Raw genomic sequence first — 18,072 nt, 5'->3', positions numbered from 1 at the left:
TCGTTCAAACGAAAAGGCCGCCCAGTGGGCGGCCTTTTTTGTTAGGAACGTCGGATTGAGCTTATCCGGGGCGCAGTCCTGTTTCGACCAGCAGTCCCAGCCGCTTAGCCTCGTAATAATAGCCGCGCGCATACCATTTCATCGCGCCTTCAATGCTGCCGCCAGATACGAGGTACGCACCTTTCAGGTACTTTCCTGCGTATTTCAGGTTCACATCGGGGTCCAATAGCTCTTTCGCCGGGCCACGATGGCCCATGGTGCGCGCCGTTTGGGGCAGGATCTGCAAAAGTCCCCAATAGGGCCCGTTGCGCGCCCAGGGACGGTGTGTGCTTTCGCGCACAGCTTGCCGGTGCACTAGTTCGCGTGGGATTTCGTAATGGTCGGCCCATTTATTGATCAGCGCGCGCAGCTCTGGCGTTTCGTTGGGGTAAAGCGGTGGGTTGAACGCATCACTGGTTTTGATGCGTGTCGGTGGCTCGTCTTTCTTTCGCCTAGAACAAGCACTTACTGAGACTGCGGCGAGTGAAAGAATTGCATAGCGTCGTGAATAATGTGTCATGCGCGCGAGCATAGGTGGGGATTGAGACGCCGGGTAGGGGCTTTGTGAGCGTCGGCGAGGGCGTGCTTATCTAGGGTTCTAGCCATCGCGCCCTGGTTCGTTCCGATCATTGGATAACAATGCAATTTTGTTGCCTTGTGGGTCGCGAAGGTAGCCCACGTAGAAGTATGGCCCATACAAGTCACGAAAGCCCGGTTGGCCTTCGTCAAACCCGCCTGCGGCGAGCGCGGCAGAATGAAGCGCACGCACCTGTTTCTGACTGCGCGCTTTGAAAGCAATCATCGTGCCGTTCCCTGCCGTCGCTGGTCGACCATCAAACGTCAGCCGAACGTAGAGCGTTGTGGACGGGGCGGATTGATCGGGCAACGTAAACCCCAGCCCCTCGTCGCTTTCTTCTATTTCATAGCCAAGAGGGGAGAGGACTGCGGAGTAAAACCGTTTCGCGCGGGCTATGTCATCGGCCCCGACCGTGACGTAGGAAATCATCTGCAGTGATCCTTCTACAAACTAAACTGGTGCAAGAAGGTTAGGCCAAAACGGCCAGCCTGCACAAATCTGTTCACAAATAAACGCGCGTACAGGAGTGTTTTACACATCGGGTGCGCCAAATGAAAAAGGCCGCCCCAATTGGAGCGGCCCTTAGGATCTTGTATCGAAGGAAGATTACTCTTCTTCTTTGGTCTCGTCCGCTGCAGGAGCGTCTTCGACGGCTTCGGCCAGATCATCATCTTCCGATGCGGCTGCGCCGATATCGTCAAACAGTTCTGCAATCTCGAACTCGGCTTCAGCTTCTGCTTCAGCGGCCAGTTCTTGGATCGATTTGCCCGAAGCCTGCAATTCGGCTTCTTCGACCGAGCGTGCCACGTTCAGGCCAATCTCGGTTTCGACCTCAGGGTGCAGACGTACAGTGACAGTGTGCAGGCCCAGCTCTTTGATCGGAGCAGTCAGGATGATCTGCTTCTTGTCGACGGTGAAGCCAGCTTCAGTCGCGACATCAGCGGCGTCACGTGGAGAAACAGAGCCGTAAAGCGCGCCAGCGTCCGAGGCCGAGCGAATCACGATGAACTGTTCGCCGCCCAGCTTTTCAGCCAGTGCGTCAGCTTCTTTCTTGGTCTCCAGGTTGTGCGCTTCAAGCTGCGCTTTCTGGGATTCAAAAGAAGTAATGTTGGCCTGAGATGCCGACAGGGCTTTGCCCTGGGGCAACAGGAAGTTGCGTGCGTAACCAGGCTTAACGTCTACGACGTCGCCCATTTGGCCAAGCTTGGCTACACGTTCCAGAAGGATAACTTGCATTGATCAGGTCCCCTTACTTAACGGCGTAGGGAAGCAGAGCAAGGAAACGGGCGCGCTTGATAGCACGGGCCAGTTCACGCTGCTTCTTTGCCGAAACGGCGGTGATACGCGAAGGAACGATTTTGCCACGCTCAGAGATGTAGCGCTGCAGAAGACGAGTGTCTTTGTAATCGATCTTCGGTGCGTTGTCGCCCGAGAAGGGACATACCTTGCGGCGACGGAAAAACGGTTTAGCTGCCATGAGTTAGACCTCCGATTAACGGTCACGGCCACGGCGGTCGCCGCGTTCGTCACGTTTTTGCATTTGGACCGACGGGCCTTCGGCGTGATCGTCGACTTTGATCGTCAGAACGCGCATCACATCGTCATGCAGGCGCATCAGGCGTTCCATTTCCTGAATGGCGACCGACGGAGCGTCGGACTTCAGGAAGGCGTAGTGGCCTTTGCGGTTCTTGTTGATCTTGTAAGCCATCGTCTTGACGCCCCAGTACTCGCTGTCAACGACTTTACCGCCGTTGTCACCCAGTACGGTGCCAAAATGTTCGATGAGGTTCTCAGCTTGCGTGTTGGAAAGATCCTGACGCGAGATGAAGACATGCTCGTACAGTGGCATGTGAACTCCAGTTCTATTTTCAAGCGCGCTTCAAAGAATGGGCCAAAACCTTTCCGCGACCCATCCACGAGAGGCAACGCGGTTCATTCACTTACGGAAAGGAAGGTGCCTTATACACGCTTGGCCGGACTGCGCAAGGCGCTTAAAGGGCCTTTTGGTGGGGCGCAAAAAAGGGGGTTGGCAACAGTTTGCGCAAATTATGGCCCTGTATTGACCCATGTGACGCCCAATTTCCGTCACACTTCAGGTGGATCAATAGTTAACTGCCCTGAACTGGGCGAGAATTATTGGTCCGGACGAGCTGCTTTTGTCCGAGCTGCCCTTACTAAAAAGAAAGTATTGTCCCATGACGATGGTATCACCTCTTCCTAAGTCTGGCGCGGAAACATCAAGTTCGGCGCAACCTGTTTTACTGAGCCCTGCTCAGTGGGGATATTCTTTGAATGATCAGATGAACGGGAAATCTGGGGATTCGATCACGCGGGCCTTTAGCCGGATCCTTGGGGTAGCACTGGTCATTTCGTCCATCGGTCTATGGGTTGTGCCAAACGCGCCTGGAATGGGGGATGCGGTTCTTCTGACTATGAAGCTTGGGTTGACCTGCCTGTTCATCGGTTTGGGTGGCTTGCTTTTCCTTTTTGGTAGGGACCGTGGGGCGTCTGTTACACAAGTTGATCTGTATAACCGCACCATTCGTCGCGGGCGGATCGTAGACAACAACGCTTTCGAAGCCGAAACATCTGTTCCTTTCGAAGACGTGAAAGGTCTTTTGCTATCCTCTGACGATCGTGCAGGGGCAGATCGCGACGCCACTATGGCCACATTGTATCTGCGTCTCGATGATGGCGAAGAGAATATGACGGCTGTCGAGGTTCTGAAAGGTCCCGAAATTCTGCTGCGTCCTATCCGTGAGCGCCTACTGCGCGATCTGAAAAATGACCGTGGTGGCCTTCCGTTGCCGAGCTTTGAAAGCCGCAAAGCGTCTAGATATTCCGTTGCTGGACCCGGCCTGGCCTTTCAGGCGGCCTGATCCGCAAGGGATCACCCCCAAACAGTTTGCACAGCGCCCCGTCGCGGGGTATCCCATTCCCTAACGCCAATGGCATAAAGAGGAGGGTGCATGAGCCGCGCATTCGTATTTCCCGGACAGGGAGCCCAAAGCATCGGGATGGGGAAAGCCCTCGCAGATGCATATCCCACCGCAAAAGCTGTCTTCGACGAAGTTGATGAAGCACTGGGTGAAAAGCTTTCCACGTTGATTTGGGAAGGCGAACAAGACCAACTGACCCTCACACAAAATGCCCAACCTGCATTGATGGCGACATCACTGGCCACCATGCGTGCGTTGGAGGCGGAAGGCGTCACCATCGAAGCCGCATCCTTTGTTGCGGGACATTCGCTGGGCGAATACTCGGCGCTGGCCGCGGCTGGGGCATTGTCTGTCGCAGATACAGCACGTCTTTTGCGAACGCGCGGGAAAGCCATGCAAGACGCCGTGCCGGTTGGTGTGGGCGCTATGGCTGCTATTTTGGGGCTGGATTTTGACACGGCTGCTGACGTTGCATCTGAGGCGGCACATGATCAGATCTGCCAAGCGGCAAATGACAATGATCCGGCTCAGGTTGTGGTTTCCGGCCACAAAGAAGCTGTTGAGCGTGCGGTTGAGATTGCCAAAGGCAAAGGCGCGCGTCGTGCGGTTCTGTTGCCCGTAAGTGCTCCATTCCATTGCGCTTTGATGGAACCTGCTGCCGAAGTCATGGCTGAAGCTTTGGCGCATGTTGAAATGAATCGCCCGGTTGTTCCGCTGGTTGCCAACGTGCGTGCGGTCGAAATCTCTGACCCGGCTGTTATCCGATCTTTGTTGGTCGAGCAGGTCACTGGATCGGTGCGCTGGCGCGAAAGCGTCGCTTGGATGGCCGAGCATGGTGTGACCGAGATCTGGGAGATCGGCGCAGGTAAAGCCCTGTCTGGCATGATCAAGCGGATCGACAAGTCGGTCGCAACCCGTGCGATTGGGACGCCAGAGGATGTTAAAGCTGCGATCGAAGCGGGTTAAGTCCAAATGATCAGCCTTAGACGACTTCTTTATGGTGCTGGCGGCATCGCGGTTCTGGCTGTGGGGCTTGCCTGCACGACCCCGCTTGGCGAGGTCGCGACCGTCATGGCTTTGAACCAAATCGAGACCACCAAGTTTCAGGTTGAAGGTGACGTTCTGATCATGAACGGCGAAATCAACTCTAAGACCTTGGATCAGTTTGAAAATATCATATCGGCCAACCCAAACATCAAAACCCTTCGAGAGGTTGATGTGCCGGGATCGCTTGATGATGACACCATGATTCCGCTGGCATATCGCGTGCGGGAACTTGGTTTGAACACAGAGCTTTTGGCGACCAGCAAGATCTACTCGGGCGGTGTTGACCTGTTCCTTGCAGGTGTAAAACGCGTCGCCACCGAAGGGGCCGAGATTGGCGTGCATTCTTGGTCGGATGGCATGAAGGAAGCGATTGAATATCCAAGGGATGCCCCTGAACACGAGGCCAATCGCGCCTATATCGAGAAGATGCTTGGCGATGATGCCTTCTATTGGTTTACCATCGAGGCAGCCCCTGCAGATGACATCCATGTCATGACGCGGCAGGAAATCGAAAAATATGGTCTATTGACCGAACCGATGCGCAAAGCGCAGTAGGATACAGGAGAGCAAATGTTTGATCTTACAGGTAAAAACGCACTCGTAACGGGCGCTTCGGGCGGTATTGGTGGTGCGATTGCAAAAGCGTTGCATAGCGCTGGTGCAACCGTAGCGCTGTCGGGCACTCGGGTTGAACCGTTGGAGGCGCTAGCTGCCGAATTGGGTGATCGCGCGCATGTTCTGCCGTGTAACTTGTCCGATGCGGAAGCCGTTGATGCGCTGCCGAAACAGGCGGTCGAAGCCATGGGATCGGTTGATATTCTGGTCAACAACGCGGGTATCACACGCGACCAGCTGTTCATGCGTCTGTCGGATGATGATTGGAATGATGTGATCAACGTCAATCTGACGTCGACCATGCGCCTGTGCCGTGGTGTGATGCGCCCGATGATGAAGGCGCGTTGGGGCCGGATCGTCAACATTGGCTCGATTGTCGGGTCAACTGGCAACCCCGGGCAGGTGAACTACGCGGCCTCCAAGGCGGGCATGGTTGGTCTGACCAAGTCTATCGCATATGAAGTTGCCAGCCGTGGCATCACCGCAAACTGCATTGCGCCCGGCTTTATTGGCACTGCGATGACGGAAAAACTGACAGATGATCAGAAATCCGGAACGTTGGCCCAAATCCCGGCTGGCCGCATGGGATCCCCTGAAGAAATCGCAGCAGCAGTTCTGTATCTGGCTTCAAATGAAGCAGGATACACCACCGGAGCCACCATTCACGTGAATGGCGGAATGGCGATGCTGTAGCGGCGCAGGGCAGGGTCGGCGGAAAAATGACCGTGCCCTTGCACCGCGAAAGCGTTTGCCTATCTTATGCGATGTGCTATAGGCGGCGCAGGTTTACCCCGACAGCCTAAATTAGGTGGGGGTTTCGGCGTTACGCGCTGGAAACTTAACGGCCCGGATCGGGTCAAACGAAAAGGGCTATGCCCTGAACTAACGTGAGGATTTATCATGAGCGACGTCGCAGATCGCGTGAAAAAGATCGTAGTTGAGCACTTGGGTGTTGAAGAGGACAAGGTCACCGAGACCGCCTCGTTCATCGACGACCTGGGCGCCGACAGCCTGGACACCGTAGAGCTGGTTATGGCTTTCGAAGAAGAGTTTGGAATTGAAATTCCTGACGACGCTGCCGAAACCATTCAGACTTTCGGCGACGCTGTGAAATTCATCACAGAAGCTTCCTGATTCATCAGGACGCAAGAGTTTCTAAAGCGGCCTACCATCGGGTGGGCCGCTTTTTTTATGGAATTTGGCTTTGTCGCCGTTTTCGGTGCGAATTGAGCCGAATTTAAGCGCTCATGCTAGGTTGTGTTAAACTTCACTAAACCATCAAAGGTTTGGCGAAGGAAACGCTCCATGATTATCTACCCAACACTTGAATTGCAGAACGGTCGTTGTGTGACGTTGCACCGTGGCCGCCTTGAAGAGCCATCAATTTGGCATGTCGATCCCGTGGAAACTGCACAAGGATTTGCCGACGCAGGTGCCGAGTGGATCCATGTGACCGATTTTGATGCCGTGGCCGGTGAAGGCGACAATGCCGAGTTGATCGAGACGATAATTAAATCGGCCGGGTGCTCGGTGCAGGTCGCAGGCGGGATCCGTACCCGTGACATGGTTGAAATCTGGATTGAGAAAGGCGCAGGACGTGTTGTTCTGGGAACCGTGGCCGCGCGTGATCCAGCCATGGTGAAAGAGCTTGCCAACCGGTATCCCGACCAAATCGTTCTGGCCGCAGATGTTTGGCAGGGGAAACTGATGACCGACGGGTGGCGAAATCCTGTTGCAATGTCCCCGGAAAGCTTCCTTGTGTCCTATGCGGATGTACCGTTGGCAAGTGTGCTGATCACCGATATCGACAGCAATATCGAGCAACCTGACGCGCAATTGGGGCTTCTTAGTTCACTTGCGGGCGAAACGAAGCATCAGGTTATTGCAGCCGGTACGGTACATGAATTGGACGATGTAGCGCGTCTGAAATATGTGCCGAATATTGCGGTCACCCTGATTGGGCGGGCTTTGTTTTCAAAAAATGTGGATTTGAGCGAGGCTTTGGCCGTCGCGCGCCCCACACCAGAACCAAAAGCAAAGTTCATCTGATACTTTGCGAAACGGATCTGTTGGCCAGAGAAGGAAACAGGTTTTAGCCTGCCCCTGGCCAACAATCTCTGGTGTGAGGTTGTTTCAAGATCATAGGCGGGCATCCACCTGTGATCGGATTCGGCTTGCCCCATCATACCTAGGCGCGCTATCACCGCCGAGACATTTGAAAACCTGAGAAAGGGCAACAGAATGCGTCGAGTGGTTGTAACAGGATTGGGTATGGTTTCTCCGCTGGCATGCGGCGTTGAGGAAACATGGAAACGCATTCTGGATGGACAATCGGGCGCTGGCCCGATCCAAAAGTTTGACGCTTCGCGCGTAACCACAAAATACGCCTGCGAAGTGCCTTTGGGCGATGGTTCAGATGGAACCTTCAACCCAGATGATTGGATGGCGCCGAAAGAACGCCGGAAAGTCGATGATTTCATTCTCTATGGTCTTGCCGCTGCCGAAATGGCTGTGAAAGACGCCAATTGGTTGCCTGAAGACGAAGAAGGCCAGCTGCGCACGGGTGTGATGATCGGATCGGGTATTGGGGGGCTGTCGACCATTGCTGACACCTCGATCCTGCTGAACGAACGTGGACCGCGTCGCGTGTCGCCGTTCTTCATTCCGGGGTCGCTGATCAACCTGATTTCGGGGCAGGTCTCGATCAAGTTCGGCTTTAAGGGGCCGAACCACTCGGTCGTGACGGCCTGTTCCACTGGCGCACATGCCATTGGAGACGCCAGCCGCCTGATCCAAACAGGTGATGCGGATGTGATGGTTGCAGGGGGCGCTGAAGCGGCCATCTGCGAACTTGGCATCGCGGGCTTTAACGCCTGTAAAGCCCTGTCCACGAAGCGCGAAGATGACCCGCAAGCCGCAAGCCGCCCCTATGACGAAGACCGCGATGGGTTCGTGATGGGCGAGGGCGCTGGCATTGTGGTTCTGGAAGAATATGAACACGCCAAAGCGCGTGGTGCGAAAATCTATGCCGAAGTTCTTGGCTATGGCCTGTCGGGCGATGCTTATCACATCACAGCGCCGTCCGAGGATGGCGACGGTGGCTTCCGTGCGATGCAGGCCGCGCTTGGCAAAGCTGGGCTGGAGCCGTCGCAGATTGACTATATCAACGCGCACGGTACATCGACCATGGCGGATACGGTGGAATTGGGTGCTGTGGAACGCCTGTTGGGTGATGCGGCTGACACGGCCACTATGTCCTCGACCAAGTCTTCTATCGGCCACCTTTTGGGTGCTGCAGGCGCAGTCGAAGCCATCTTCTGCGTGCTTGCCCTTCGCGATCAAATCGCGCCGCCGACCATCAACCTTGATAACCCGGCCATCGCGCCGCGTCTGTCGCTGGCTGCAAACAAGGCCGAGCCGCGCGAGATCAACATTACACTGTCCAACAGCTTCGGCTTTGGCGGTACAAATGCGAGCCTTGTTTTGGGTAAGGTTGCTGACTGATGTGGCGCAATATCGCTTCGAACGCGCTGAGTCTGTTCATCGTCGGCCTGATCGTCGTTGTCGGTGTGATTGCATGGGGCAAAAAACAGTACACAGCTGAAGGCCCGCTGACAGAAACGATCTGCTTGCGGGTCGAGCGTGGAAGCTCGTTTGGGCGGGTTGCGGACAATCTTGAGGCGCAGGGGGCGATCTCGAACGCATCGATCTTCCGAATTGGCGTCGAATACTCTGACAAATCCAGCGCATTGAAAGCGGGATCTTTCCTGGTTCAGGAAGGTGCGTCGATGGATGAGATCGTGGACGTTGTCACGCGTGGTGGCGCGTCGACCTGCGGCACAGAAATTCTGTATCGTGTGGGCATTTTGGCGGCCGTCATGCAAGTCCGCGAGCTGGACCCAGCAACGCAGGACTATGAGATCACTGCAGAGTTCAAACCTGCTGAGCTTGAGGGCGACGCCCCGGCCGCGTACGTCGAAAAACGTGCCGAAAGTGATACACGGTTTCGAATTGCTTTGGCGGAAGGTGTGACCAGCTGGCAAGTTGTGGACAGCCTGAGCCGGGCTGATTTCCTGTCGGGTGAGGTGCCAAGCATCCCTGCGGAAGGTAGCCTTGCGCCGGACAGCTATGAGGTGAAGCTGGATTCCGATCGGGCGGGTCTGATAGCGAAAATGCAGGACGCTCAGGTTGAGATTCTTGCGGACGCTTGGAATGCGCGGGCGTCAGATTTGCCTTATGCCAATGCCGATGAAGCGTTGGTTATGGCGTCGATTGTGGAAAAAGAAACGGGCTTGGCGGAAGAGCGCCGTCAGGTTGCCAGCGTCTTTGTGAACCGATTGAACAAGAGCATGCGCCTGCAAACGGACCCAACAGTGATTTACGGGATCACCAAGGGGCAGGGCAGTCTTGGCCGTGGTTTGCGCCAAAGCGAATTGCGTAAGGAAACGCCTTACAACACTTATGTGATTGATGCTTTGCCACCCACACCGATTGCCAATCCGGGCCGGGCTGCGATCGAAGCCGCTTTGAACCCGGACAGCACGCCTTATCTGTTCTTCGTAGCAGACGGAACGGGTGGTCACGCCTTTGCCGAAACGCTTGCCCAGCACAACACCAATGTGGCGGAGTGGCGCAAGATCGAGGCAGAACGCGCCAATCAATAGGTTTCCAAATTGTGACTTTGGCGCGCGGTCCCCGTGCGGTGCGTTTTGACCGATCGCACGGTCCAATGTAGTCTCTGACATACGCTAGAAGACGTGAATTCACGGCCTTGGGCACCTGCCTGGGGCCGTTTTTTCATGTCGCTTGTGCGGACAAGAGCATGAGAGGCAACAACAAAAAACATGACAATTATCACGCCCTTGGGGAAGGACGCGGCTTCGGAGGATTACCTAAAGATCGCGGACTCGTTTTTTCTACGTGTTTTGAAAGAGTTGGATCGCCAGTTGTCGGCGGCAGAAACAGCTGGGTGCGAAACCACACCTGAATTGGCGAAAGCCATGACGGAAGTGCGCCGCGCCATGCAAACGGTATTTGAGGAAAGGAAACGTCTTGAACAAAGTGGTAAAACCGACTTTGGCGGGGGACGAGCATCAGAGCTCAACCTTGCTCAGGCCCGAGATGAAGTCGGGCGCCGATTGGCTTGCCTGCGCGACGCAAGATGAGCGCGAAGGCTTCCTGAACGATCTGAGTGACGGTGCGCTGATGGCGCTTCCGTATCTGTTTGAGTTCTGGGCTTTGGATCACCAATTGCCGCCCGAGGGGGATTGGCGCACATGGGTGATCATGGGCGGGCGTGGCGCGGGGAAAACCCGCGCCGGGTCCGAATGGGTGCGCGCAGAGGTCGAGGGGGCGGGGCCATTGGACCCCGGCCGCTCGCGTCGGGTGGCCTTGGTGGGCGAAACCATTGATCAGGTGCGCGAGGTGATGGTGTTTGGCGAAAGCGGCATACTTGCGTGTTCACCGCCTGACCGTCGTCCCACATGGGAGGCTGGCCGCAGACGGCTTGTCTGGCCCAATGGGGCGATTGCACAGGTCTTTTCAGCCTATGAACCAGAAAGCTTGCGAGGCCCGCAGTTCGATGCGGCTTGGGTGGACGAGTTGGCCAAGTGGAAAAAGGCCGAGGAAACGTGGGACATGCTGCAGTTCGGTTTGCGCCTTGGTACTCTTCCGCGTCAATGCGTGACCACAACGCCGCGCAATGTGGGGGTGTTGAAGCAAATCCTGAAGAACCCTTCGACCGTGACAACCCACGCGCCGACAGAAGCCAACCGTGCCTATCTGGCGAAAAGCTTTCTGGACGAGGTGCGCACGCGCTATGCCGACACGCGACTTGGACGGCAAGAGCTGGACGGCGTGCTTTTGGAAGATACGGAGGGCGCGCTGTGGACCATGGCGATGCTGGACAAGCACCGTTTGGGGTCGGAAACGCCCGTGCTTGATCGGATTGTGGTTGCGGTCGATCCGCCTGTGACGGGTCATAAAGGCTCGGACGAATGCGGGATTGTTGTGGCTGGTATCTTCGCCAAAGGACCGCCGGGCGATTGGAAAGCTGTGGTGCTGGAGGATGCCAGTGTCTCGGCCGCCAGCCCGTCGGAATGGGCCGAAGCCGCGTTGGCGGCGATGGAGCGGCACAAAGCGGACCGTTTGGTGGCTGAGGTCAACCAAGGCGGCGACCTTGTGGAAAGCGTTATCCGCCAGATCGACGCGACCGTCGCTTATAAGGCGGTGCGCGCCACCCGAGGGAAACATGCACGGGCCGAGCCTGTGGCGGCTCTGTACGAACAGGGGCGGGTATCCCATGCGGGTGGGATGGCACAGCTGGAAGATCAGATGTGCCGAATGACCAACAAGGGTTTTGAAGGCAAAGGCAGTCCTGACCGCGTTGATGCGCTGGTTTGGGCCCTGCATGAGCTGATCATCGAGCCCGTTGCATCCTATCGCCGCCCGCAAGTGCGCACGCTTGGTTAAAGAGTTTTTTAACCCTCAATGGCAAAGTGCAAAACATCGAAAGGCGGGGCCCAATAGCCCACCCGGCAAACGGGCCCTGACCTGATCACCTGATGACGAGATTGACCGCTCGGGATGTGCGACCACGTGCACCCGGACAAGGAAGGTTTGCCCGGTGCCAGCCGGAGAACCGAAACCAAGGAGCCAAGGCGCATGGTATTTGATTTTCTCAAGCGAGGCGCAGATGACGCGAAGGCAGAGATGCCCGGCGAAGCAAAGGCATCAGCCACAGGGCCTGTCATCGCGTATGGCAATTCGGGCCGCGTGGCCTGGAGCCCGCGTGACACGGTTAGCCTGACCCGCAGCGGCTTTTCGGCCAACCCGGTCGGCTTTCGCTCGGTCAAACTGATCGCAGAAGCTGCCAGCGCGCTGCCTTTGGTTTTGCAAGATGACCAGCAACGCTATGATATTCACCCGCTTTTGGACCTTCTGGCACGTCCGAATGCCGCGCAGGGCCGCGCAGAGTTGTTCGAGGCCTTCTTTGGTCAGCTTCTGTTGACGGGGAACGGCTATCTTGAAGCGGTACCCGGCGAAGATGGCGCCCCAAAAGAGCTTCATGTGCTGCGTTCAGACCGAATGGCACTGGTGCCCGGCGCGGATGGCTGGCCGGTCGCCTATGACTATACGGTGGGCGCACGCAAACACCGTTTCAATGTCGGTGAGGGTGCTTCCCCGATTTGTCACGTGAAAGCCTTCCACCCGCAGGACGACCATTATGGCCTGTCCCCGTTGCAGGCGGCCGCGACAGCGATTGATGTCCACAACGCTGCAAGTCGCTGGTCCAAAGCGCTTTTGGACAATGCGGCACGCCCTTCAGGTGCGATTGTTTACAAAGGTGCTGATGGGCAGGCGCAGCTGAGCGCAGATCAATATGACCGGCTGCTGTCCGAGATGGAAAGCCACCATGTTGGGGCGCGCAACGCAGGGCGACCGATGTTGCTTGAAGGCGGGCTGGATTGGAAGCCGATGGGGTTTAGCCCCTCGGACATGGAATTCCAGAAAACCAAAGAAGCCGCGGCGCGTGAGATCGCGCAGGCCTTTGGGGTGCCGCCTATGCTGATCGGCATTCCAGGTGACGCCACTTACGCCAACTACCAAGAGGCCAGCCGTGCGTTTTATCGCCTGACCGTTGTGCCACTTGTCAGCCGCGTGGCTGCCAGTGTTGGCCACTGGTTGGCGGGGTACTCGGGCGAGGCGGTGAAGTTGAAACCGGATCTAGACCAAGTGCCCGCTTTGGCTGCGGAACGCGATCAGCAATGGACCCGCGTGGCCGAGGCATCATTCCTGTCGGATGCGGAAAAGCGCAGCCTTCTGGGCCTGCCGCCACTGGCACAAGATTAATGAGAAAGGGCGATATTATGGGTGATTATCACACCGATTTCGGACTGGAGCACAAGTTTGTCAAACTTGGTGAGACGGTTCAAACCGCCGAGGGCATTCAAATCGACGGTTATGCCAGCTTCTTTGAGCAGGTGGACAATGGCGGCGATATCGTGGCCCGTGGCGCCTATGCCAAGTCTTTGGATGACCTCAAGGCCAAGGGACGCGGCGTCAAGATGCTGTGGCAGCACGACCCGGCACAGCCCATTGGGGTGTGGGACGAGGTGCGTGAGGATGCAAAAGGTCTTTACGTCAAAGGCCGCATTCTGGGTGACGTTGAAAAAGGTCGCGAAGCGGCGGCACTGATTGAAGCCGGTGCGATTGACGGGCTGTCCATCGGGTATCGCACCAAGAAATCCACAAAGACACAACAAGGCCAACGGCTTTTGACTGAATTGGAGCTGTGGGAGGTGTCGCTTGTCACGTTCCCAATGCTTCCAACGGCGCGGGTGGGGGCAAAAGACGACACGTCAATTGCTCAGAATACCACTCTGCGTGAACTGGCTGCGACCATTGAGGATGCACGCCTGATGCTGGCCCGTAAAGCCTGAGCCAGCGATCTGAACCCCTGAAAAGGACCCAATTATGAGCAAGAAAGAGACAAAGGCTCAGGGCCAGTCGGCCGCGCCCACTGGCTTGGCTACAGGCCCAAATCCGGCTGCCGAGGTGAAGACCGCATTGGCTGGTTTTATGAGTGATATCAATGAGTTTCACGACGACATTTCGACTAAACTTCAACAACAGGAAGAGCGACTGACCATGCTGGATCGCAAATCTAACACCATCGCGGGCCGCCCGCACCTTTCCGCCGCTGCCGATCTGGAAGCGCCCCATCAGAAGGCTTTTGAGGCCTATGTCCGTTCGGGTGATGATGACGCGCTGCGCGGCATTGATCTGGAAGGCAAAGCCATGTCTTCGGCCGTGGCAGCTGATGGTGGTTACCTTGTGGACCCGATCACTGCTGACACCATCAAAGGTGTTCTGAACAGCGCCGCTTCGCTGCGTTCGGTTGCCAATGTGGTAAACGTGGAAGGCACTGCCTATGACGTGCTTATCGATCAAGGCGACCTGATCACCGGTTGGGCTTCGGAAACCGGTTCGACAGCTGAAACCGGCACCCCACAGATCGACCGTATTTCGATCCCGCTGCACGAGCTGTCGGCCCTGCCGAAAGTGTCGCAACGCTTGCTGGACGACAGCGCTTTTGACATCGAAAGCTGGCTGGCTGGTCGCATCGCCGACAAATTCTCGCGCGCAGAAAGCGGTGCGTTCATCAATGGTGACGGTGTTGAAAAGCCTGTGGGCATTCTGAACCACGCCATCGTCGATAATACCTCTTGGAGCTGGGGCGATCTGGGCTATGTGGCCACGGGTGAAGCTGGTGATTTCAACGCGACAAACCCAGCTGACGCGATTTTCGACCTGATCTATGCCCTGGGTGCTGATTATCGTGCCAATTCGGTCTTCGTGATGAATTCGAAAACTGTGGGTGCCGTGCGCAAGTTGAAAGACGCTGATGGCCGCTTCCTGTGGTCGGATGCCACCGTTGCTGGCGAACCTGCCCGTTTGATTGGCTACCCGGTTCTGGTCGTCGAGGATATGCCCGACATTGGTGCTGACAGCCACTCGATCGCATTTGGTGACTTTGCTGCGGGTTACACCATCGCAGAACGTCCCGACACGCGCATCCTGCGTGACCCGTTCTCGGCCAAGCCACACGTCCTGTTCTATGCCACCAAACGTGTTGGCGGCGACGTAAGCGACTTTGCTGCGATCAAGCTGCTGAAGTTCTCGGTCTCTTAAGAGATGAACCTGATCCCGTGACATCCTGACGGATGTTGCGGGGCAGGGCGCGCGCCGGCCAATCCCGTGTTGTCTAGCTGCTCCCCCTCCGTCCGAGCAATACGGACGGCGCGCGCCCACCCTTTTGAACATGACGTGAGGGGCCCGAATTTCGGAGATGATCCATGATGTTAGTCGAGCAGACCACAGTGCCGGGCACGGCCATTCCGGTCGCCCAATTCAAGGACCACCTGCGGCTGGGTACCGGGTTTGCCGATGACGGGGTGCAAGATCAGGTGCTGGAAACCTACCTTCGGGCCGCAATGGCCGCGATCGAGGCCCGCACTGGAAAGATCCTTCTGTCGCGCGAGTTTACCTGGACCCTGACCGCTTGGCGCGATCTTGCGTCGCAAGCATTGCCGGTTGGTCCGGTCAGTCAGGTCCTCAGCCTTGAGATCCATGATCGTCTGGGCGGCACTGAAACCATTGATCCGGCCCGCTTCGCGCTGGAGCAAGACATGCACCGGCCGCGCCTTGTGTCGACTGGCCTTTGTTTGCCAGCGATCCCAGTGGGCGGACAAGCCGTCATTGGGTTTGAAGCCGGGTTTGGTGCCGCATGGTCCGACCTGCCTGCAGATCTTGGGCAAGCAGTGATGCTGCTGGCGGCCAGTTACTATGAGAACCGGGCGGATGCCGGGGGCTCAATGGGGCAAGGTGAATTTCCCTCTGTGATCTCGGCCCTGCTGCAACGCTATCGCACCGTGCGCCTGTTTGGTGGTGGGGGGGCAGCATGAAGCGGCCCGTCTTAAACCGAAAACTGGTGTTGGAAGAGCCTGTGCGCACAGCAGATGGTGCAGGCGGCTTCACACAAAACTGGCAAGCGTTGGGTCAGGTCTGGGCCGAGGTTAAACCCGGCTCTGGACGTGAACGTGCGGCGGGATTTGCGACCGTATCGTCAATTGCCTTTCGCATCACGGTGCGCGCTGCACCTGATGGGGCGCCGTCCCGTCCAAAACCCGATCAGCGGTTTCGCGATGGCTCGCGGATCTTCCGCATCCTTGCGGTCACAGAAGCGGATGCGGGCGCGCATTTCTTGACCTGTTTCGCACAAGAGGAGGTGTCGGCATGAGCTATGGCGTTTCAGCTTCGCTTCAACAGGCCATCTATCAGCGGCTTGCTGCGGATGTGACCCTGTCCACACTGGTGGCCGGTGCGATTTATGATGCTGTCCCCGCAGGGATCATTACAGGCACCTATGTCAGCCTTGGTCCCGAGGATGTGCGCGAGCGGTCGGACAAGACCGGTCATGGCGCGCTGCACGAGGTCACGGTCAGCGTGGTCACGGATGCGGCCGGGTTCCAGGCCGCCAAAGAGGTGGCCGCTGCCGTCAGCGACTCGTTGGTCGATGCCAGCTTGGTTCTGGCACGCGGCAGCCTTGTTTACCTGAATTTCCATCGTGCGCGGGCGCGGCGGGTTGAAGACGCGGATGTGCGTCGCATCGACCTGATCTTCCGCGCACGTGTTGAAGACAATTAAACCTTTCAAAACGGAGTGATCCTATGGCTGCGCAAAACGGCAAAGACCTTCTGATCAAGCTCGATATGACCGACACCGGCGTATTCGAGACCATTGCAGGCCTTCGGGCCACGCGCCTGAGCTTCAACGCGGAAAGCGTTGATGTGACCAGTCTGGAAAGCACAGGCGGATGGCGTGAACTTCTGGGCGGAGCAGGCGTGAAATCCGCATCAATTTCAGGATCGGGTGTGTTCAAAGACGCCTCAACAGATGAGCGGGCGCGTCAGATCTTTTTTGACAACGAAGTGCCGAACTTCCAAGTGATTGTGCCCGGTTTTGGCGTGGTTGAAGGTGCGTTCATGATCACCTCGATTGAATATGCGGGTTCGCATAACGGCGAGGCGACATACGAGCTGTCGATGGCGTCGGCCGGTGAACTGACCTTCACGGCGCTTTGATCATGGCCAATCCCTGGACAGGCGAGGTCGCCCTGGTCATCGACGGCACGTCCCACGTGTTGAAGTTGACGCTTGGTGCATTGGCCGAGCTGGAAGAGCAGCTGGGAGAGGCTTCAATCGTATCGCTGGTCGAACGGTTTGAAAGCGGAGCTTTCTCAAGCCGGGATGTTCTGGCGTTGATTGTCGCGGGACTGCGTGGCGGTGGCTGGGCTGGCACTTCGCAAGACTTACTTGCCGCCGAAATCCAAGGCGGACCCGTCGAAGCTGCAAAGGCCGCAGGCCTGCTGCTGACACGCGCCTTTGCCCTGACGCCAGGGGAAGACGCGTGTGGCTGATGCCACGGGGTTCGACTGGCCGGGGTTGATGCGCCTTGGTCTTGGAAAACTGGGACTGCGCCCGGAAGACTTCTGGGCGCTGACCCCGATCGAATTGGCTGTGATGGCCGGGCTAGAGGGGCAACCCGCCACGTGCCTGCGATCTCGGCTCGATGAGCTTGCCCGTGCGTTCCCTGATGAACCACGTGGCCCCAACGAAAGAGGCATGTGATGGCTGGATTGGACAGTATCGACGGTTTCGAAGACCAGATCGACGCTTTGGAAGCAGCACTTGGTGGCGCGCAGCAAATGACCGCTGGGTTCATCTTCGAGCTAAAGGGCATGCATTCGACGGTTTCGGATCTGAATGCGGATGTCAGCACTTTATCTTCGGGCATTTCATCTGGATTGCGCCGTGCGTTTGAAGGCTTGGCCTTCGACGGCATGAAGCTGTCAGATGCGCTGAAAGAGGTTGCACGCTCGATGACCGATGCGGCCTTTAATGCCGCCATCAATCCTGTAACCAACCATTTCGGAAACATCCTTGGGCAAGGCGTTGGTGCCATCACCAATGGATTTCTGCCTTTTGCCGATGGGGGCGCCTTCGCCCAAGGGCGCGTCATGCCGTTCGCCAAGGGGGGCGTGGTATCGCAGGCGACGTCCTTCCCGATGCGGGGCGGAATGGGCCTGATGGGTGAGGCGGGACCGGAAGCCATCATGCCGCTGAGCCGCGGGGCTGATGGCCGGCTTGGCGTGCGCACGCAGGGCGGCGGCCAGCCGGTGAATGTCACCATGAATATCTCGACCCCGGATGTTGAAAGCTTCCGCCGGTCGCAAAGTCAGATTGCCGCCAATGTCCAACGTGCATTGGCGCGTGGTCAGCGTCATCGCTAACC

At 57.2% G+C, this 18,072-nt stretch carries 24 protein-coding genes; 19 read left to right on the top strand and 5 right to left on the bottom strand.

All coding sequences use genetic code 11. The features are described 5' to 3' along the window. Positions 1 to 61: 61 nt before the first annotated feature. The 5 genes from AC0L6A_RS10860 to rpsF all read right to left on the bottom strand — a co-directional run bounded on the left by AC0L6A_RS10860 (position 62) and on the right by rpsF (position 2,465). Complete coding sequence (locus AC0L6A_RS10860) at positions 62 to 559, bottom strand: transglycosylase SLT domain-containing protein (protein ID WP_473289988.1); 498 nt, start codon at positions 557 to 559, stop codon at positions 62 to 64. Between the two features lie 78 nt (positions 560 to 637). After that, positions 638 to 1,045, bottom strand: a complete 408-nt coding sequence (locus AC0L6A_RS10855; RefSeq protein ID WP_473289987.1) for a VOC family protein — start codon at positions 1,043 to 1,045, stop codon at positions 638 to 640. Between the two features lie 177 nt (positions 1,046 to 1,222). After that, complete coding sequence (gene rplI, locus AC0L6A_RS10850; protein WP_473289985.1) at positions 1,223 to 1,852, bottom strand: 50S ribosomal protein L9; 630 nt, start codon at positions 1,850 to 1,852, stop codon at positions 1,223 to 1,225. 13 nt (positions 1,853 to 1,865) lie between these two features. Beyond that, the gene (rpsR, locus tag AC0L6A_RS10845) at positions 1,866 to 2,093 is read right to left on the bottom strand and encodes a 30S ribosomal protein S18 (RefSeq protein WP_005982441.1); all 228 of its coding nucleotides are present in this window, start codon (positions 2,091 to 2,093) and stop codon (positions 1,866 to 1,868) included. Between the two features lie 15 nt (positions 2,094 to 2,108). Continuing rightward, positions 2,109 to 2,465 carry a 30S ribosomal protein S6 gene (rpsF, locus tag AC0L6A_RS10840; RefSeq protein ID WP_473289982.1) on the bottom strand — a complete coding sequence of 119 codons (357 nt, stop codon included), beginning with the start codon at positions 2,463 to 2,465 and terminating at the stop codon, positions 2,109 to 2,111. Positions 2,466 to 2,916: 451 nt separating this feature from the next. Here rpsF and AC0L6A_RS10835 point away from each other — a divergent pair, with 451 nt between their 5' ends. The 19 genes from AC0L6A_RS10835 (at position 2,917) to AC0L6A_RS10745 (ending at position 18,070) form a co-directional block, all read left to right on the top strand. Then, positions 2,917 to 3,495, top strand: a complete 579-nt coding sequence (locus tag AC0L6A_RS10835) for a hypothetical protein (RefSeq protein ID WP_473289980.1) — start codon at positions 2,917 to 2,919, stop codon at positions 3,493 to 3,495. Positions 3,496 to 3,585: 90 nt separating this feature from the next. Next, on the top strand, positions 3,586 to 4,521 hold the full coding sequence (fabD, locus tag AC0L6A_RS10830) for an ACP S-malonyltransferase (protein ID WP_473289978.1): 936 nt from the start codon (positions 3,586 to 3,588) through the stop codon (positions 4,519 to 4,521). 6 nt (positions 4,522 to 4,527) lie between these two features. Beyond that, a complete protein-coding gene (locus AC0L6A_RS10825; protein ID WP_473289976.1) occupies positions 4,528 to 5,157 on the top strand; it encodes a COG3904 family protein in 630 nt (209 codons plus the stop codon). Positions 5,158 to 5,172: 15 nt separating this feature from the next. Continuing rightward, a complete protein-coding gene (gene fabG, locus AC0L6A_RS10820; RefSeq protein WP_473289974.1) occupies positions 5,173 to 5,910 on the top strand; it encodes a 3-oxoacyl-[acyl-carrier-protein] reductase in 738 nt (245 codons plus the stop codon). Positions 5,911 to 6,117: 207 nt separating this feature from the next. Beyond that, complete coding sequence (locus AC0L6A_RS10815) at positions 6,118 to 6,351, top strand: acyl carrier protein (protein ID WP_083100649.1); 234 nt, start codon at positions 6,118 to 6,120, stop codon at positions 6,349 to 6,351. Positions 6,352 to 6,522: 171 nt separating this feature from the next. Continuing rightward, positions 6,523 to 7,266: a 1-(5-phosphoribosyl)-5-[(5-phosphoribosylamino)methylideneamino]imidazole-4-carboxamide isomerase gene (locus AC0L6A_RS10810; protein WP_473289972.1), complete on the top strand. Its 744-nt coding sequence runs from the start codon at positions 6,523 to 6,525 to the stop codon at positions 7,264 to 7,266. Between the two features lie 192 nt (positions 7,267 to 7,458). After that, complete coding sequence (gene fabF, locus AC0L6A_RS10805; protein ID WP_473289970.1) at positions 7,459 to 8,721, top strand: beta-ketoacyl-ACP synthase II; 1,263 nt, start codon at positions 7,459 to 7,461, stop codon at positions 8,719 to 8,721. Continuing rightward, positions 8,721 to 9,881, top strand: coding sequence for an endolytic transglycosylase MltG (mltG, locus tag AC0L6A_RS10800; protein ID WP_473289969.1), 1,161 nt, complete (start codon positions 8,721 to 8,723; stop codon positions 9,879 to 9,881). Before fabF ends, mltG begins: the two co-directional genes overlap by 1 nt. A 457-nt stretch (positions 9,882 to 10,338) precedes the next feature. Then, positions 10,339 to 11,688, top strand: coding sequence for a DNA-packaging protein (locus AC0L6A_RS10795; RefSeq protein WP_473293468.1), 1,350 nt, complete (start codon positions 10,339 to 10,341; stop codon positions 11,686 to 11,688). Between the two features lie 192 nt (positions 11,689 to 11,880). After that, positions 11,881 to 13,068 carry a phage portal protein gene (locus tag AC0L6A_RS10790; RefSeq protein WP_473289967.1) on the top strand — a complete coding sequence of 396 codons (1,188 nt, stop codon included), beginning with the start codon at positions 11,881 to 11,883 and terminating at the stop codon, positions 13,066 to 13,068. A 17-nt stretch (positions 13,069 to 13,085) separates the two neighbouring features. Next, positions 13,086 to 13,658: an HK97 family phage prohead protease gene (locus AC0L6A_RS10785; protein ID WP_473289965.1), complete on the top strand. Its 573-nt coding sequence runs from the start codon at positions 13,086 to 13,088 to the stop codon at positions 13,656 to 13,658. Between the two features lie 34 nt (positions 13,659 to 13,692). Continuing rightward, entirely contained in the window at positions 13,693 to 14,910 is a 1,218-nt protein-coding gene (locus AC0L6A_RS10780) for a phage major capsid protein (protein ID WP_473289963.1), read from the top strand. 164 nt (positions 14,911 to 15,074) lie between these two features. Further along, positions 15,075 to 15,683: a head-tail connector protein gene (locus tag AC0L6A_RS10775; RefSeq protein WP_473289961.1), complete on the top strand. Its 609-nt coding sequence runs from the start codon at positions 15,075 to 15,077 to the stop codon at positions 15,681 to 15,683. Then, complete coding sequence (locus AC0L6A_RS10770) at positions 15,680 to 16,018, top strand: phage head closure protein (RefSeq protein ID WP_473289959.1); 339 nt, start codon at positions 15,680 to 15,682, stop codon at positions 16,016 to 16,018. Before AC0L6A_RS10775 ends, AC0L6A_RS10770 begins: the two co-directional genes overlap by 4 nt. Continuing rightward, entirely contained in the window at positions 16,015 to 16,425 is a 411-nt protein-coding gene (locus AC0L6A_RS10765; protein WP_246928704.1) for a DUF3168 domain-containing protein, read from the top strand. The genes AC0L6A_RS10770 and AC0L6A_RS10765 overlap by 4 nt, the downstream gene beginning before the upstream one ends. A 23-nt stretch (positions 16,426 to 16,448) precedes the next feature. After that, positions 16,449 to 16,862, top strand: a complete 414-nt coding sequence (locus tag AC0L6A_RS10760) for a phage major tail protein, TP901-1 family (protein WP_473289957.1) — start codon at positions 16,449 to 16,451, stop codon at positions 16,860 to 16,862. Between the two features lie 2 nt (positions 16,863 to 16,864). Next, positions 16,865 to 17,197 carry a gene transfer agent family protein gene (locus tag AC0L6A_RS10755; protein ID WP_473289955.1) on the top strand — a complete coding sequence of 111 codons (333 nt, stop codon included), beginning with the start codon at positions 16,865 to 16,867 and terminating at the stop codon, positions 17,195 to 17,197. Beyond that, positions 17,190 to 17,408: a rcc01693 family protein gene (locus tag AC0L6A_RS10750; protein WP_473289953.1), complete on the top strand. Its 219-nt coding sequence runs from the start codon at positions 17,190 to 17,192 to the stop codon at positions 17,406 to 17,408. The genes AC0L6A_RS10755 and AC0L6A_RS10750 overlap by 8 nt, the downstream gene beginning before the upstream one ends. Further along, on the top strand, positions 17,408 to 18,070 hold the full coding sequence (locus AC0L6A_RS10745) for a phage tail tape measure family protein (RefSeq protein WP_246928699.1): 663 nt from the start codon (positions 17,408 to 17,410) through the stop codon (positions 18,068 to 18,070). Before AC0L6A_RS10750 ends, AC0L6A_RS10745 begins: the two co-directional genes overlap by 1 nt. Positions 18,071 to 18,072 lie beyond the last annotated feature (2 nt).

This window comes from Aliiroseovarius sp. D2-2 (assembly GCF_055809455.1).
Note: the sequence above shows the minus strand (reverse complement) of the source record. Positions and strands in the feature narration are given on the sequence as shown.